This window comes from Agromyces sp. NPDC057679 (assembly GCF_042799635.1).
In the GTDB taxonomy this organism is placed as follows: Bacteria; Actinomycetota; Actinomycetes; order Actinomycetales; family Microbacteriaceae; genus Agromyces.
Genome location: NZ_JBHVIK010000003.1, coordinates 428,166 through 443,499, shown reverse-complemented (window position 1 = coordinate 443,499; position 15,334 = coordinate 428,166). Strand labels below are relative to the sequence as shown.

The window sequence follows — 15,334 nt, the reverse complement described above, 5'->3', positions numbered from 1 at the left end:
ACCGGGGGCCGCGTGACCCTCAACATCGTCGTCGGCATCACCGGCGGCATCGCGGCGTACAAGGCCGTCGGCGTCGTCCGTGCCCTCGTGCTCGCCGGGCACGATGTGCACGTCATCCCGACCGAGGGCGCGCTGCGCTTCGTCGGCCGGCCCACCCTCGAGGCGATCTCGCGCAACCCGGTGCACACCGAGCTGTACGAGGGCGTCGCCGAGGTCCGGCACGTCGCGATGGGCCAGGCCGCCGACCTCATCGTCATCGCCCCGGCCACGGCGAACTCGATCGCGAAGCTCGCCGCCGGGCTCGCCGACGACCTGCTCGGCAACAGCGTCCTCGCGAGCGAGGCGCCCGTGGTGATCGCCCCGGCGATGCACACCGAGATGTGGCGGCATCCCGCGACGCAGGCGAACATCGCGACGCTCGAGGCCCGCGGCGTCACCGTCGTCGGCCCCGCGGTCGGCCAGCTCACGGGCGCCGACAGCGGCCCCGGCCGCATGGAGGAGCCCGACGTCATCGTCGCGGCGGCACTCGCGGTCGTGGCATCCGGTGCGCCCGCGAACCGCGACCTCGCGGGTCGCCGCATCGTCGTGACCGCCGGCGGCACGCGCGAACCGCTCGACCCCGTGCGCTTCCTCGGCAACCGTTCGAGCGGCAAGCAGGGCGTCGCGATCGCCGAGGCCGCCCGTGCACGGGGCGCCGAGGTGACCCTCGTCGCCGCGAACCTCGAGGTCGCCGACCCCGCCGGGTGCGATCTCCGCCGCGTCTCGAGCGCGCTCGAGCTCCAGGCGGCCGTCACCGAGGCCGCCCGCGGCGCCGACGCGGTGATCATGGCCGCGGCCGTCGCCGACTACCGCCCCGCGAGCATCAGCGAGCAGAAGATCAAGAAGGACGCCTCGAACGACGGGCTGACGATCGAGCTCGTCCGCAATCCCGACATCCTCGCCGGCCTCGGGCACGCCCCGCACGACGGCACCCTCCTCGTCGGCTTCGCCGCCGAGACCGAGCCCGACGACGAGCGGCTGCTCGAGCTCGGCCGCGCCAAGCGCCGTGCGAAGGGCGCCGACGTCCTCGTCGTGAACCGCGTCGGCTGGACCGAGGGCTTCGCGAGCGACGACAACTCCGTCGTCATCCTCGGCGGCGACGACGAGATCGTCACACGACTTCACGGAACGAAACCGTCGGTGGCCGGTGCCATCCTCGACGTGGTTGTCTCGAAGTTCGCGAACACCACCGAAGACCGCACCACGAAAGAAGCCGACCCCGTATGAGCGCCCTCCGCCTCTTCACCTCCGAGTCCGTGACCGAAGGCCACCCCGACAAGATCTGCGACCAGATCTCGGACTCGATCCTCGACGCGCTGCTCGCCGTCGACCCGCACAGCCGGGTCGCCGTCGAGACGCTCGTGACCACGGGGCTCGTGCACGTCGCCGGCGAGGTCACCACCTCGGGCTACGTCGAGATCCCGGCGATCGTGCGCGAGCGGGTCACCTCGATCGGCTACGACTCCTCCGACGTGTGGTTCGACGGCCGTTCGTGCGGCGTCTCGGTCTCGATCGGCGGCCAGTCGCCCGACATCGCCCAGGGCGTCGACCACGCCTTCGAGGCGCGCGAGCGCGCCAGCGAGGACGCGCTCGACCGCCAGGGTGCGGGCGACCAGGGCATCATGTTCGGCTACGCCACGCGCGAGACCCCCGAGCTCATGCCGGTGCCGATCTGGCTCGCGCACCGACTCGCCGAGCGCCTTGCGAACGTGCGCAAGGCGGGCGAGCTCGACTACCTGCGCCCCGACGGCAAGACCCAGGTGACCATCGGGTACGACGGGCCGACGCCGAAGACGATCGAGACGGTCGTGCTCTCGACCCAGCACTCGCCGGCCGTCTCGAACGAGCAGCTGCGGGCCGAGGTCGAAGAGCTCGTCATCCGTCCGGTGCTCGACCAGGTCGAGCTCGCGCGGCCCGAGCTCGCGGTGCTCATCAACCCGACCGGCCGGTTCGAGATCGGCGGCCCGCAGGGCGACGCGGGCCTCACGGGCCGCAAGATCATCATCGACACCTACGGCGGCGCGAGCCGTCACGGGGGCGGCGCGTTCAGCGGCAAGGACCCCTCGAAGGTCGACCGTTCGGCTGCCTATGCGATGCGCTGGGTCGCGAAGAACGCGGTGGCCGCAGGGCTCGCCGACCGGCTCGAGCTGCAGGTCGCGTACGCGATCGGCAAGGCGGCGCCCGTCGGGCTCTACGTCGAGACCTTCGGCACCGGCGTGCTGCCCGACGACGAGATCATCGGCGCCATCCGCGAGGTGTTCGACCTCCGCCCGGCCGCCATCATCCGCGACCTCGACCTGCTGCGCCCGATCTACGCGCAGACGGCGAGCTACGGCCACTTCGGGCGCGAGCTGCCCGACTTCACGTGGGAGCGTCTCGACCGCGTCGCCGACCTCCGCTCCGCCGCCGGGCTCTGAGGTGACGGCCGGCCCGGTCGCCAGGGTGCTCGTCGATTCGCCGCTGCCGCAGCTCGACCAGCTGTTCGACTACCGCGTGCCCGAGCGGCTCGTCGATGAGGCGAAGCCCGGCGTCCGGGTGCGGGTGCCGTTGCGATCGGGCGGTCGGATCGCCGACGGCTGGCTCGTCGAGCTCGCCGAGTCGAGCGAGTACGAGGGGCGCCTCGCCGAGCTCGACCTCGTCGTCTCCGAGGTGCCCCTGCTCGCCGCCGAGGTGTGGGCGCTCGCACGGGCGGTCGCCGATCGCGCGGCCGGCAACGCGAGCGACGTCCTTCGACTGGCGATCCCGAGCCGATACGTGCGCGTCGAGCGCGCCTGGCGGGCGGCCGAGCCCGACCCGGGCGAGCTCCCGGCGGCCACGGCCGTCACCGGCTACGAGGCCGGCGTCGTCGAGGCGGGCATCGCGGGCGGTGAGCGGATGGCCCTCGCCGCCGACCCCCGGCCGATCAGGCTGCCGTCGGGGGAGTGGGTCGGAGCGTGGGCGGTCACGCTCGCGGAGGCGGCTGCGGCGACCCTGGCGGCCGACCGGTCGAGCCTCCTCGTCGTGCCCGACTATCGCGACCAGGAGCAACTGCAGGCCGCCCTCGCCGAGGTCGTCGACCCTCGGCGGGTGCTCCGCACCGACGCCCGGCAGACGGGCGGCGCTCGCTTCCGGGCCTTCCTCGACGCGAGCGGCGAAGCTGCACGCATCATCGTCGGCAACCGTTCGACGGTCTACGCGCCGGCGGCGAGGCTCGGCCTCATCGCCCTCTGGGACGACGGCGACGCCCTCATGAACGAGCCGTTGAGTCCGGGAGCGCATCCGCGCGATGTCGCACTGATCCGTCAGGAGCAGTCCGGCGCGGCCCTGCTCCTCCTCGGTCACACCCGCAGCGTCGAGGTCGAGCGGCTCGTCGAGATCGGGTGGGTGCGGGCGGTGGGAGCCCATCGCCACGTGCGCCCGCGGGTCATCCCGACCGAGCAGCAGGCGACGCCCGAGCCGGGGTCGGCGCGCATCCCGTCGGCCGCGTGGCGCCAGGCGCAGGAGGCCGTGCAGGCGGGGCCGGTGCTCGTGCAGGTCGCCAGACCGGGCCACACCCCGATGCTCTCCTGCGACCGCTGCCGCGAGCCGGCGCGCTGCGCGGCCTGCGGCGGCGTCCTGGCCGTGCCGCGCGCGGGCGGCGCGCCCCGCTGCACCCTGTGCGGCACGAGCGCCGCGAACTGGCAGTGTCCGGTGTGCGAGTCGACGAAGCTGCGCGCCGTGACGGTCGGCGCGAGCCGCACGGCCGAGGAGCTCGGCCGGGCGTTCCCGAGGGCGCGGGTGATCCTCTCCGACGGCGAGCGTCCGGTGCTGCGGGTCGGCGCCGAACCGGCGCTCGTCGTCGCGACGCGCGGTGCTGAGCCCGTCGCGGAGGGCGGCTACCGGGCGGTGCTGCTCCTCGACGGCGAGCGGATGCTCCTGCGCGAGTCCCTGCGGGTCGCAGAGGACTGCCTCCGCTGGTGGTCGAACGCGGCGGCACTGGCCGCACCGGGTGCCCCGGTCTTCCTCGTCGGGGTCGCGGGTGCGCTCGCGCAGGCGCTCGCGGGCTGGCGACAGCTCGAGTGGGCCGGCACCGAGCTCGCCGCCCGGCGAGCGCTGCGGTTCCCGCCCGCGGTGCGGGTGGCGAGCGTCACCGCCCCGCACGCCGGGGTGGAACGGGCGATCTCCGCCGCGACCGCGGCGGCACCCGGGGTCGACGTGCTCGGGCCCACCCCGGTCGACGACGAGCTCGAACGGGCGATCGTGCGGTTCGACTACGGTGCCGGTGCGGCGGTGGCGCGGGCGCTCCGTGCGGAGATGATCCGTGTCGCGACCGAGCGGCGGCGTCCGGTCGCGGGCCGTCGGCCGCAGCGCCCGCGCGTGCTTCGCGTGCGCGCCGACGATCCCGAGGTGCCATGACGCGAACGTCGGGTGAATCGCGGGCAGGCTCTCGCACGAGACTCGCGCCCGGCGATCCGGAAGAATGATCCGGTGACCTCTTTGCGCCTCGTCTTCGCCGGTACCCCCGCTCCTGCCGTCCCGAGCCTCGAACGACTCGTCGGCCGCGGCGACCACGAGGTGGTCGGCGTCGTGACGCGCCCCGATGCGCCGCTCGGGCGGAAGCGCGTGCTCACGCCGTCGCCGGTCGCGGCTGCGGCGGAGGCGCACGGCCTGCCGGTCGTGAAGGCGGCGCGGCTCGACGAGGAGGCGACGGCCCGGATCGAGGCGCTCCGCCCCGATCTCGGCGTGATCGTCGCCTACGGCGGGCTCGTGCGCGAGCCGCTGCTCTCCACGCCCCGACTCGGCTGGATCAATCTGCACTTCTCGGTGCTGCCGGCCTGGCGCGGCGCGGCACCCGTGCAGCACGCGATCATCGCCGACGACGCCGAGCTCGGGGCCTCCGTCTTCCAGCTCGTGCCCGAACTCGACGCCGGCGACGTCTTCGCGGCGCGCAGCTGGCCGAACGACGCCGGGCTGACGGCGGGGGCCGCCCTCGAGATGCTCGCGGATCGCGGCGCGGACCTGCTCGCGGAGGTCGTCGACGGTCTCGTCGCGGGCACGGCGCGCGCCGTGCCCCAGACGGGCGAGCCGAGTCTCGCGCCGAAGCTCGCGATCGACGACGGCCGGCTCGACTGGCGCCTCGACGCCCGTGCGGTGCTCGCCCGTTTCCGCGGCACGACCCCCGAGCCGGGCGCATGGACGACGCTCGGCGGCGAGCGGCTCAAGGTGCTCGAGGCGCGCCCGCTCGACCCCTCCGAGGCCGTCGAGCCCCTCGCCGCGGGCGAATTGCGCCCCGAGCGCCGGCGGGTGCTCGTCGGCACCGCCGACGCGCCGGTCGAGCTCGTCCGGGTGCAGCCCGCGGGCAAGGGCGCGATGGCCGCCGCCGACTGGGGCCGCGGGCTCGCCGAATCGCTCCGCACGCTCGAGTAGCCGCCGCATCGTGTGCCGCCGCCTGGCGGCCGCCGCGCCGGTCGGCCGACCGACGGCGGCGGGCGGCGGCGGGCGTGCCCACGGCCCCGCCGCGTACAGTTGACGGGTGCAGCAGCAACGCCCCGCCCGACGGCCCGCCCGTGACCGCGACGCCCAGCGACCCCGCCAGGTGCGCGTGTCGCCGCCCCGCATCGTCGCCTACGAGGTGCTCGAGGCGGTGCGCGCCGACGAGGCGTACGCGAACCTCCTGCTGCCCAAGCGCATCGAGCGCTCCAAGCTCAGCGAGGCCGACGCGGCGCTCGCGACCGAGCTGACCTACGGCACCCTCCGCATGCAGGGCTTCTACGACGCGGTCATCGAACTCGCGGCGGGCCGGCCCGCCGACCGCATCGACCCGCCCGTGCTCGACATCCTCCGGCTCGGGGTGCACCAGCTGCTCTCGACCCGGGTGCCGACGCACGCCGCGGTCAACGAGCAGGTCGTGCTCGCGAAGCGCATCGCGCCGGCTGCGAGCGGCTTCGTGAACGGGGTGCTGCGCACGGTGTCACGGTCGAGCCTCGAATCGTGGCGCGACGAGCTCGCCGCCGAGCTGCCGAACGACGACGCCCGGCTCGCGGTGCTCGCGTCCCATCCCGAGTGGGTCGTGCGCGCGCTCCGCTCGGCGCTCGTGAAGGAGGGCCGCGGCGACGAGCTCGAGGCGCTGCTCGAGGCCGACAACGCGGCGCCCCGCGTGAACCTCGCCGTGCTGCCGGGGCTCGGCGACGAGTCGCCCGACGGGCTCGGCGAACCCAACCGCTTCTCGCCCATCGGCGCCACCGCGCTGAACCCGATCGCGCTCGTCGCCGCGCACGAGGGCCGCGTCCGCGTGCAGGACGAGGGCTCGCAGCTCGCCGCCCTCGCCCTGTCGCGCGCCGGCGAGGTCGCCCCGGGCGAGCGCTGGCTCGACCTCTGCGCGGGCCCGGGCGGCAAGACGGCGGTGCTCGCGGCCGAGGCGCTCGCGAACGATGCGACCCTCGTGGCGAACGAGCTCGTGCCCGCGCGCGCCGAACTCGTGCGCCGGGCGATCGAGGGCGTGCCCCTCGAGGTGCACGTCGCCGTCGGCGACGGTCGCGAGACGGATGCCTCGGCCCTCGGCTCGGCCGGAGGCTTCGACCGCATCCTGCTCGACGCGCCGTGCACCGGGCTCGGTGCGTTGCGGCGTCGCCCCGAGGCGCGCTGGCGCAAGCAGCCCGCGGACGTGCCCGAGCTCACGCAGCTCCAGGGCGAGCTCTTCGACCACGCGGTGCGGCTGCTCGCGCCGGGCGGGGTGCTGGCCTACGTGACGTGCTCGCCGCACACGGCCGAGACGCACGGCACCCTCGCGGCGGCGCTCCGCCGCTGGGAGGGGCAGCTCGAGCAGCTCGACACGCGGGCCGTCGTGCAGTCGGTCGCGCGCGAGCCGCTCGACCTCGCGGGGGCGCCCGAAGCGGTGCAGCTCTGGCCCCACCGGCACGGCACCGACGCGATGTTCATCGCCCTCGTGCGACGCACGGCCTGATCCGTCGCGCGGCGAGCGCCCGCGGCATCCCCGCTCGATAGGCTTCGAGCCATGACGACGCGCATCAACCCGAGCATCCTCGCCGCCGATTTCGCGAACATCGAGCACGAGCTCGCCCGCATCGCGACGGCCGACCTCGTGCACGTCGACGTCATGGACAACCACTTCGTGCCGAACCTCACGTTCGGACCGCAGATGGTCGAGCGCATCCGGGCGACGAGCCCGATCCCGCTCGACGTGCACCTCATGATCGACGACCCCGACCGCTGGGCGCCCGGCTACGCCGAGCTCGGCGCCGAGAGTGTGACGTTCCATGTCGAAGCCGCCGCCGACCCGATCGCGCTCGCACGGCGCCTGCGCGAGATCGGCGCCCGCGCGGGCATCGCGCTGAAGCCCGGCACCGACGCCGAGCCGTTCCTCGACGTGCTGCACGAGTTCGACCAGGTGCTCGTGATGACCGTCGAGCCGGGCTTCGGCGGGCAGTCGTTCATGCCCGAGACGATGCCGAAGCTGCGGCGCGTCGCCGATGCCGTGCGCTCCGCCGGGCTCGACGTGTGGCTGCAGGTCGACGGCGGCGTCACCGTCGACACGATCGGCATCGCGGCCGAGGCCGGCGCCGACACCTTCGTCGCCGGATCGGCCGTGTTCCGCGGCGTCCCCGAGGAGCAGATCACGGCGCTGCGGGCGGCCGCGTCGGCACACCCCCACGCGCACGGGTAGCCTAGAGAGCGTGAAGACCTTCGACGAACTCTTCGTCGAGCTGAGCGACAAGGCCCGCACCCGTCCTGAGGGTTCCGGCACCGTGCGCGAGCTCGACGCGGGCGTGCACGCCATCGGCAAGAAGATCGTCGAGGAGGCCGCCGAGGTGTGGATGGCCGCCGAGTACCAGAGCGACGCCGAGACCGCTGAGGAGATCTCGCAGCTGCTCTACCACCTGCAGGTGCTCATGCTCGCGAAGGGGCTCTCGCCGGCCGACGTGTACCGACATCTCTGATCCCGCCCATGGCCGATCAGACCCGTCGACACGAAAGTACCGAAATGCTCCGAATCGCCGTGCCCAACAAGGGCTCGCTGTCCGAGACCGCCGCGCAGATGCTGTGGGAGGCCGGGTACACCGGTCGCCGCGACCCGCGCGACCTGCACACCGCCGACCCGCGCAACGGGGTCGAGTTCTTCTACCTCCGCCCCCGCGACATCGCCACCTACGTCGGCTCGGGCGCGCTCGACGTCGGCATCACGGGCCGCGACCTGCTGCTCGACTCCGGTTCGGAGGCGAAGGAGATCGCCCCGCTCGGATTCGGCGACTCGACCTTCCGCTTCGCCGGGCCGGCCGAGACGTTCTCCGAGCTCTCCGACCTCGAGGGCGTGCGCGTCGCGACGAGCTACCCGGGGCTCGTGGGCGCCTTCCTCGAACGGCAGGGCGTCACCCCGGCGAAGCTCGTGAAGCTCGACGGCGCCGTGGAGTCGGCGGTGCGGCTCGGCGTCGCCGACGCCGTCGCCGACGTCGTGTCGACGGGTGCGACGCTGCGTGCGGCGGGGCTCGACATCTTCGGCCCGGTCATCCTCGATTCGACGGCCGTGCTGATCGGGTCGGGGGTCGACAAGCCCGGCGCCGCGACCCTCCTGCGTCGCCTCCAGGGCGTGCTCGTCGCCCGGCAGTACGTGCTGCTCGACTACGACGTGCCCGTCGAGCACCTCGAGCGCGCCACGGCCGCGGCCCCCGGGTTCGAGTCGCCGACCGTCTCGCCGCTGCACGACCCAGAGTGGGTGGCCGTGCGGGTCATGATCCCGCGCGCCGAGATGAACCACGTGATGGACGAGCTCTACGCCCTCGGCGCCAGAGCGATCCTCGTGTCCGCCATCCACGCCGCCCGTCTGTGAGGCCCCGCGCATGAGCGTCGCCGTCCGAGTCATCCCGTGCCTCGACGTGGCCGCGGGCCGCGTCGTCAAGGGCGTCAACTTCCAGAACCTCCGCGACGCGGGCGACCCGGTCGAGCTCGCGGCCCGCTACGCGGCGCAGGGCGCCGACGAGCTCACCTTCCTCGACGTGACCGCGACCGTCGACGACCGCTCGACCACCTACGAGATGGTGCAGCGGGTCGCCGAGCAGGTGTTCATCCCGCTGACGGTCGGCGGGGGAGTGCGCTCCACCGACGACGTCGCGCGCCTGCTCGGCCACGGCGCCGACAAGATCGGCGTCAACAGCGCCGCGATCGCGCGCCCCGAGCTCATCGCCGAGATCGCCGACCGCTTCGGCGCGCAGGTCTGCGTGCTCTCGCTCGACGTGAAGCGCTCCGAGCGCACCCGCTCCGGCTTCGTCGTGACGACCCACGGCGGCCGCACCGAGACCGAGCTCGACGCCCTCGACTGGGCTCGGCGTGCGATCGAGCTCGGCGCCGGCGAGCTGCTCGTGAACTCGATCGACGCCGACGGCACGAAGGCCGGGTTCGACCTCGAGCTCACCGGCCTCATGCACGAGCTCTCGACCGTGCCGGTCATCGCCTCCGGCGGGGCAGGGCGGGTGGCCGACTTCGCGCCCGCGATCGCCGCCGGCGCCGATGCGGTGCTCGCGGCGAGCGTCTTCCACAACGGCGAGATCACGATCGGCGAGGTCAAGCAGGCCCTCGCCGCCGACGGGAGGACCGTCCGATGACCACGAACGTCTCGACCGTCGAGCAGGCGCTCGACCGCGCCGTCTTCAACGAGCAGGGCCTGCTGCCCGCCGTCATCCAGCAGTGGGACACGGGCGAGATGCTCATGCTCGGCTGGATGGACCGGGAGGCGCTGCGCCGCACCCTCACCGAGGGCCGCGTCACGTTCTGGTCGCGTTCGCGCCAGGAGTACTGGCGCAAGGGCGACACCTCGGGGCACGCCCAGTACGTGCGCGAGGCCGCCCTCGACTGCGACGCCGATACCCTGCTGGTGAAGGTCGAGCAGATCGGCGCCGCCTGCCACACGGGCACCCGCACCTGCTTCGACGGCGACCCGATCGCGGTCGTCGCAGGCAGCCCGCCGGTCGACTGACGCGGCGGAACGCCGACCAGCATGCACGAACCGCACGCCCGACACCGACGACGCGACGAGGAGACACGATGACCGCCGCCACGACGACGTTCGAGGAGTTCAGCGCGCTCCTGGCCGGTCGACGGGTCGTCCCCGTCGTGCGCGAGCTCTTCGCCGACGGCGAGACGCCCGTCGGCATCTACCGCAAGCTCGCGCAGGGCCGCCCCGGCACCTTCCTGCTCGAGTCGGCCGAACAGGGCGGCATCTGGTCGCGCTACTCCTTCGTGGGGGTCTCCTCGTACGGCGTGCTCACCGAGCACGACGACGCGGTCGTCTGGCAGGACTACGGGCTGTCGTCCGAGCGGGCGCTCGGCGAGGCATCCGCCCTGCCGCCGCTCGCGGCGCTCGAGGCGCTCTTCGAACGCTGGCAGACCGAGGATGTCCCGGGCGCGCCGCCGCTCACCGGCGGCCTGGTGGGCTTCATCGGCTGGGAGGCCGTGCGCCAGATCGAGCACCTGCCGAACCGGCCGCCGGCCGAGTCGTCGATGCCGGGGCAGGCCTTCTCGTTCGTCGCCGAGCTCGTCGTGATCGATCACCGCACCGGCACGGTGCAGCTCATCGCCTCCGCGCTGAACGACGCCGGCGCCTCCGCCGACGATCTCTGGCGCGAGGCGCAGGAACGCCTCGATCGGATGCAGCGCGGGCTCGCGGAGCCCGCCGAGGCGTGGCTGGCCGAGATCGACCTCGACCGTCGTGCCTCGCCGACGCACCGCACCGAGGAGGCCGACTTCCTCGCGGCGGTCGATCGTTCGAAGGACTTCATCCGCGACGGCGACGTGTTCCAGGTCGTCATCTCGCAGCGATTCGAGCACGAGGCGACGGCCCCGGCGATCGACGTGTACCGGGTACTGCGCAGCCTCAACCCGAGCCCGTACATGTACTTCGTGCACCTCGACGACGCCGAGGGCGAGCCGTACTGGATCGTCGGCTCGTCGCCCGAGGCGCTCGTCAAGGTGCAGGACGGCCGCGTGTTCACCCACCCCATCGCCGGGTCGAAGCCGCGCGGCGCGACCCCCGAGGAGGACGCCGACCTCGAGTCGGAGCTCATCGCCGACCCCAAGGAGCAGGCCGAGCACCTCATGCTCGTCGACCTCGCCCGCAACGACCTCGCGAAGGTGTGCGCCGCCGGCTCGGTCGAGGTGACCGAGTTCATGCGGGTCGAGCGGTTCAGCCACATCATGCACCTCGTCTCCTCGGTCGAGGGCGACCTCGTGCCGGGCACCAACGCCATCGAGGTGTTCCGGGCCACGTTCCCCGCCGGAACACTCTCCGGTGCGCCGAAGCCGCGCGCGCTCGAGATCATCGACGAGCTCGAACCCGCCCAGCGCGGGCTCTACGGGGGAGTGGTCGGCTACTTCGGCTTCGGCGGCGACGCCGATCTCGCGATCGCGATCCGCACGGCGACGATCTCGGGCGGCGTCGCCCGGGTGCAGGCAGGCGCCGGCCTCGTGGCCGACTCGGATCCGGCCAGCGAGTTCGAGGAGTCGCGCAACAAGGCCGCGGCGCCGCTGCGCGCGGTCGCGGTCGCGAACGCGATGCGGAGGGCCCGCTCGTGAGCCGCGCACGCATGAAGCTGCCCGCGATCGTCCTCACGATCCTCGGGGCCGGGCTCGGCCTGCTCGCGTGGAGCCAGACCTGGTTCGACCTCGTGCTCGCGAGCGGCGCCGGCGCGCACGTCAGCGCCGACGTCATCGCCGTGCCCGGCAGCGTCGCCTCGCCTGCGATCGCGGCCCTCTCGCTCGCCGGGCTCGCCCTCGCCGCGGCGCTCGCGCTGGCCGGGCCCGGAATCCGGATCGTCCTCGGCGTGCTCGAGGTGCTGCTCGGCGGATGCCTCGTGCTCGCCGCCTCGCTCTCGCTCGGCGACCCCGTCGGCGCCGTCTCCGCCTCCGTGACCGAGGCGACCGGCGTCGCCGGCGCCGCGCCGACCGCCGACCTCGTCGGCACCGCCGTCGCGACCGTCTGGCCGACCGTCGCGATCGTCGCCGGCGTCCTCGTCGTCCTCGCCGGCCTCGTCGTGCTCGTGACGGGAACCCGCTGGCCGGCATCGACCCGCCGCTACCGCAGCGGCCTCGAGTCCGCCGACGGCGCCGGCGCCGCGGCGGGCGCCGCTTCCGACGCGCCCGGGCGCGCGGCATCCGATCGCGCGATCGACGACTGGGACGAGCTCAGCCGCGGCGACGACCCGACCGATGACACGAACGACCCCGAACCGAACCGCTAGACTGGCGGGCGAAACCCCCGCACGAAGGAGCAACATGAGCACTGAGACCGCAGACCCCGGCCACGGACACTCGCCCGCGGCATGGACCGCCGTCACCATCATGCTCATCGCGTTCGTGGTCGGCACGGTCGCCTTCTTCTTCGACGCGCAGTGGCTCGTCTGGGCGTCGGCCGGTCTCCTCGTCGTCGGTCTCCTCGTCGGCTGGGTGCTCGCCCGTGCCGGCTACGGCGTCGGCGGCTCGAAGGTCGCTGAAAAGGCGCACTAAGTGCTGGCCGAACTGACGGCGAACGCGGTCGCCGATGCGGTCGCACGCCGTGAGAGCCGGCCGCTCGCCGAGGTCGAGGCCGCGGCGCTCGCCCGCCCGGCCGCGCTCGATGCCCTCGAGGCGCTGCGCCCGACGTCGCACGTCAAGGTGATCGCCGAGATCAAGCGCTCGAGCCCCTCACGGGGTGCGCTCGCGACGATCGCCGATCCGGCGGCGCTCGCCCGCAGCTACGAACTCGGCGGCGCGAGCGCGATCAGCGTGCTCACCGAAGGGCGCAAGTTCGGCGGCTCGCTCGCCGACCTCGAGTCCGTGCGCGCCGCGGTGGCACTGCCGGTGCTCCGCAAGGACTTCATCGCGACGCCGTACCAGGTGTTCGAAGCCCGCGCAGCCGGCGCCGACCTCGTGCTCCTCATCGTCGCAGCCCTCGACGACGCGACGCTCCGCGAGCTCTTCGACCTCATCGTCTCGCTCGGCATGACGCCGCTCGTCGAGACGCACTCGGCCGACGAGCTCGACCGGGCCGCTGCGCTCGGCGCACGCCTGATCGGCGTGAACGCCCGCGACCTCTCGAGCTTCGAGCTCGATCGCGACCTCTTCGGCCGCCTCGCCGACCGCTTCCCCGAGGGTGCGATCCGCGTGGCCGAGTCGGCGGTGCTCTCGCCCGCCGACGTCGCGCACTACCGGGCGTCGGGTGCCGACGTCGTGCTCGTCGGCGAGGCGCTCGTCACGGGCGACCCGATTGCCAACCTCTCAGCTTTCCTGGCGGTGTGACATGGCGCTTCGCGCGCAGACCGGTCCGTACTTCGGCGACTTCGGCGGGCGATTCGTGCCCGAATCCCTGGTCGCCGCCCTCGACGAGCTCGGCGAGGCCTACGACCTCGCGAAGCTCGACCCGGCGTTCGGCGCCGAGCTCGCCGAGCTCGGTCGCAGCTACACCGGGCGTCCGTCGATCATCACCGAGGTGCCCCGCTTCGCGAAGCACGCCGGCGGCGCGCGCATCATCCTGAAGCGCGAAGACCTGAACCACACGGGTTCGCACAAAATCAACAACGTGCTCGGCCAGGCGCTCCTCACGAAGCGCATCGGCAAGCAGCGCGTCATCGCCGAGACCGGCGCGGGCCAGCACGGCGTCGCGACCGCGACGGCGGCCGCGCTCTTCGGGCTCGACTGCACCATCTACATGGGCGAGGTCGACACCGAGCGCCAGGCGCTGAACGTGGCGCGCATGCGCCTGCTCGGCGCCGAGGTCATCGCCGTGAAGGCCGGGTCGCGCACCCTGAAGGACGCGATCAACGAGGCGATGCGCGACTGGGTCACGAACGTCGCGACGACCAACTACATCTTCGGCACGGTCGCCGGCCCGCACCCGTTCCCCGAGATGGTGCGCGACTTCCAGAAGATCATCGGCGAGGAGGCGCGCCAGCAGGTGCTCGACCTCACCGGTGCACTGCCGACCGCCGTGACGGCGTGCGTCGGCGGCGGATCGAACGCGATCGGCATCTTCCACGCCTTCCTCGACGACGAGGGCGTCGGCCTCTACGGCTTCGAGGCCGGCGGCGAGGGCGTCGACACCCCGCGGCACGCGGCGACCATCACGAAGGGCCGCCCCGGGGTGCTCCACGGCGCGCGCAGCTACATGCTCCAGGACGAGGACGGCCAGACGATCGAGTCGCACTCGATCTCGGCGGGCCTCGACTACCCCGGCGTCGGGCCCGAGCACTCGTGGCTCTCCGCGATCGGGCGCGCGCAGTACCGGCCCGTCACCGACGACGCCGCGATGCAGGCGCTGCGCCTGCTCACCCGCACCGAGGGCATCATCCCGGCCATCGAGTCGTCGCACGCGCTGGCCGGCACGCTCGAGCTCGGCCGCGAGCTCGGCCCCGACGCCACGATCCTCGTGAACCTCTCGGGTCGCGGCGACAAGGACATGGACACCGCAGCCCGGTACTTCGAGCTGTACGACGAGGAGGCCGGCGCATGACCGCTCGCAACACGGTCGGCCCGGTCATCGCGCGGCGCAACGCCGAGGCATCCGGCGCCCTCATCGGCTACCTGCCGGTCGGCTTCCCGACGCTCGACGAGAGCGTCGACGCGGCCGTCGCGCTCGTCGAGAACGGCGTCGACGTGCTCGAGCTCGGGCTCCCGTACTCCGACCCCGTCATGGACGGCCCCGTCATCCAGGCGGCCACCCAGCAGGCGCTCGCGAGCGGGTTCCGCCTCGCCGACGGCTTCGAGGCCGTGCGTCGCGTCACCGAGCGGGTGGATGCCCCGGTGCTGATCATGACCTACTGGAACCCGGTCGTGCAGTACGGCGTCGAGCGCTTCGCCGACGACCTGGCCGCCGCCGGGGGAGCGGGGCTCATCACCCCCGACCTCATCCCCGACGAGGGCGCCGACTGGATCGCCGCCTCCGAGCGCACCGGGCTCGACCGCGTGTTCCTCGCCGCACCGACCTCGAGCGACGTGCGCATCGCGCAGGCCGTCGAGGCGAGCCGAGGGTTCGTCTACGCCGTGTCGACCATGGGCATCACCGGCGCCCGCAGCGACGTCGACGACGCCGCGCGCACCCTCGTGGCCCGGCTGCAGGAGGCCGGCGCGCCGGCCAGCTGCGTGGGCCTCGGCATCTCGACGGCCGCGCAGGTGCGCGAGGTGCTCGAGTACGCCGAGGGCGCGATCGTGGGCTCCGCGCTCGTGAAGGCCCTCGCCGACGGCGGGGTGCAGGCGGCGGGCGAGCTCGCCGCCGAGCTGGCGCGCGGCACGCGCGCCGAGTGAAGTACGCTGACTGAGGCCCACGCGGCCGACGTTTCTCCCGAGGAAAGGCAGC

Annotated in this window: 16 protein-coding genes; all 16 read left to right on the top strand. The window is 73.6% G+C overall.

Going from position 1 to position 15,334, the window contains the following annotated elements; all coding sequences use genetic code 11:
* Positions 1 to 12 precede the first annotated feature (12 nt).
* The 16 genes from coaBC to trpA all read left to right on the top strand — a co-directional run bounded on the left by coaBC (position 13) and on the right by trpA (position 15,282).
* Positions 13 to 1,266 carry a bifunctional phosphopantothenoylcysteine decarboxylase/phosphopantothenate--cysteine ligase CoaBC gene (gene coaBC / locus ACFVAJ_RS15015; RefSeq protein WP_376945439.1) on the top strand — a complete coding sequence of 418 codons (1,254 nt, stop codon included), beginning with the start codon at positions 13 to 15 and terminating at the stop codon, positions 1,264 to 1,266.
* Positions 1,263 to 2,456, top strand: a complete 1,194-nt coding sequence (gene metK / locus ACFVAJ_RS15010) for a methionine adenosyltransferase (protein ID WP_376945437.1) — start codon at positions 1,263 to 1,265, stop codon at positions 2,454 to 2,456. The genes coaBC and metK overlap by 4 nt, the downstream gene beginning before the upstream one ends.
* A 1-nt stretch (position 2,457) precedes the next feature.
* A complete protein-coding gene (locus ACFVAJ_RS15005; protein WP_376945435.1) occupies positions 2,458 to 4,413 on the top strand; it encodes a primosomal protein N' in 1,956 nt (651 codons plus the stop codon).
* Between the two features lie 81 nt (positions 4,414 to 4,494).
* The gene (gene fmt / locus ACFVAJ_RS15000; RefSeq protein ID WP_376945841.1) at positions 4,495 to 5,424 is read left to right on the top strand and encodes a methionyl-tRNA formyltransferase; all 930 of its coding nucleotides are present in this window, start codon (positions 4,495 to 4,497) and stop codon (positions 5,422 to 5,424) included.
* 175 nt (positions 5,425 to 5,599) lie between these two features.
* Complete coding sequence (locus ACFVAJ_RS14995; RefSeq protein WP_376945840.1) at positions 5,600 to 6,961, top strand: RsmB/NOP family class I SAM-dependent RNA methyltransferase; 1,362 nt, start codon at positions 5,600 to 5,602, stop codon at positions 6,959 to 6,961.
* A 51-nt stretch (positions 6,962 to 7,012) separates the two neighbouring features.
* Complete coding sequence (gene rpe, locus ACFVAJ_RS14990; RefSeq protein ID WP_376945433.1) at positions 7,013 to 7,681, top strand: ribulose-phosphate 3-epimerase; 669 nt, start codon at positions 7,013 to 7,015, stop codon at positions 7,679 to 7,681.
* Positions 7,682 to 7,691: 10 nt separating this feature from the next.
* Positions 7,692 to 7,955 carry a phosphoribosyl-ATP diphosphatase gene (locus ACFVAJ_RS14985; protein ID WP_157424159.1) on the top strand — a complete coding sequence of 88 codons (264 nt, stop codon included), beginning with the start codon at positions 7,692 to 7,694 and terminating at the stop codon, positions 7,953 to 7,955.
* 44 nt (positions 7,956 to 7,999) lie between these two features.
* Positions 8,000 to 8,842, top strand: a complete 843-nt coding sequence (gene hisG / locus ACFVAJ_RS14980; protein ID WP_376945431.1) for an ATP phosphoribosyltransferase — start codon at positions 8,000 to 8,002, stop codon at positions 8,840 to 8,842.
* A gap of 10 nt (positions 8,843 to 8,852) precedes the next feature.
* Positions 8,853 to 9,614 carry an imidazole glycerol phosphate synthase subunit HisF gene (gene hisF, locus ACFVAJ_RS14975; RefSeq protein ID WP_376945429.1) on the top strand — a complete coding sequence of 254 codons (762 nt, stop codon included), beginning with the start codon at positions 8,853 to 8,855 and terminating at the stop codon, positions 9,612 to 9,614.
* Positions 9,611 to 9,985, top strand: coding sequence for a phosphoribosyl-AMP cyclohydrolase (gene hisI / locus ACFVAJ_RS14970; protein WP_376945427.1), 375 nt, complete (start codon positions 9,611 to 9,613; stop codon positions 9,983 to 9,985). The genes hisF and hisI overlap by 4 nt, the downstream gene beginning before the upstream one ends.
* Before the next feature lie 68 nt (positions 9,986 to 10,053).
* A complete protein-coding gene (locus ACFVAJ_RS14965; protein WP_376945425.1) occupies positions 10,054 to 11,580 on the top strand; it encodes an anthranilate synthase component I in 1,527 nt (508 codons plus the stop codon).
* Positions 11,577 to 12,245: a Trp biosynthesis-associated membrane protein gene (locus ACFVAJ_RS14960; RefSeq protein ID WP_376945423.1), complete on the top strand. Its 669-nt coding sequence runs from the start codon at positions 11,577 to 11,579 to the stop codon at positions 12,243 to 12,245. Before ACFVAJ_RS14965 ends, ACFVAJ_RS14960 begins: the two co-directional genes overlap by 4 nt.
* Before the next feature lie 34 nt (positions 12,246 to 12,279).
* Positions 12,280 to 12,510, top strand: coding sequence for a DUF6704 family protein (locus ACFVAJ_RS14955; protein WP_376945421.1), 231 nt, complete (start codon positions 12,280 to 12,282; stop codon positions 12,508 to 12,510).
* On the top strand, positions 12,511 to 13,281 hold the full coding sequence (gene trpC, locus ACFVAJ_RS14950; RefSeq protein ID WP_376945419.1) for an indole-3-glycerol phosphate synthase TrpC: 771 nt from the start codon (positions 12,511 to 12,513) through the stop codon (positions 13,279 to 13,281).
* 1 nt (position 13,282) lies between these two features.
* Complete coding sequence (trpB, locus tag ACFVAJ_RS14945; protein WP_376945417.1) at positions 13,283 to 14,491, top strand: tryptophan synthase subunit beta; 1,209 nt, start codon at positions 13,283 to 13,285, stop codon at positions 14,489 to 14,491.
* Positions 14,488 to 15,282, top strand: a complete 795-nt coding sequence (trpA, locus tag ACFVAJ_RS14940; protein ID WP_376945415.1) for a tryptophan synthase subunit alpha — start codon at positions 14,488 to 14,490, stop codon at positions 15,280 to 15,282. Before trpB ends, trpA begins: the two co-directional genes overlap by 4 nt.
* The last annotated feature ends 52 nt before the right edge of the window (positions 15,283 to 15,334 follow it).